The organism is Dellaglioa sp. CoH-57-MRSF-22, from assembly GCF_056781895.1.
Map to the genome: position 1 here is coordinate 1 of NZ_JBXAXT010000029.1, position 740 is coordinate 740.

1 protein-coding gene is annotated in these 740 nt (G+C 55.4%); it reads right to left on the minus strand.

Annotated features, from left to right (window positions below; all coding sequences use genetic code 11):
• The coding region (locus tag AC1RPR_RS07920; RefSeq protein WP_481763420.1) for a hypothetical protein at positions 1–322 on the minus strand (322 nt) is incomplete at its 3' end.
• Positions 323–740: the final 418 nt, after the last annotated feature.

Genomic DNA, 740 nt, shown 5'->3' on the forward strand with positions numbered 1-740 from the left:
GGGTTTGTACAGGGCCGGAGGTGGATGCGGCACGCGGTTTAATGAGGTGTTTTACACCAGACCCCTCAAAACGCGATTTTTTAGCATTTCTAAGTGTTTTTTCGTGATCAGCACGCGCCTGATCAGGATTCCTCACCAATTCCGTAGAATCCGGGCCCCATTCAAGTTCTTCATCGGCGTCTGCGTCGGCATCGAGCCCATCATCGGCGTCTGCATCTACTATTTCGAAGTCCCCGTCCGCGTCTTCTTCGTCGGACCCGCGCACGCGCACATGGTTGTATCCGCGCTCCGCGATCTCCGCGTTGTAGTTGAGGGCCCACATGTGGGACGAGGGTCCTAGGGGAATTGAGTGCAGGACGGGCTTGATACCTAGTCCGTGGAGGACTCGAAGATGCGGGACTTGCTGGATAAGTGAGGACAAGGAAATCGGGGTTGGGGGCGTGTGGACGACTGCGATCAGCGGTCTGTACGTTAGCGTGAGTGAGGCCAGTGGATAGGAGCCGGGGGCTTGCGGATCGAGAACGAGTACGAGATTTGTTGACATGGTGTGAATTGTTGTGTAGGATGCGCCAGTGGACCGAGGACCGAACGAAGTGAGGGACGCGGAACGGCGCTTTTGTGATTGGACAATCTTAAATTACGTGGTGTGGGATGGGTGATGAGGGAGGTGTGTGAGATGGGTAAAAATCGCAGCTATGCTGCTGGGTGGAATGCTTGCTATTGGGGACGGCATTTCGATG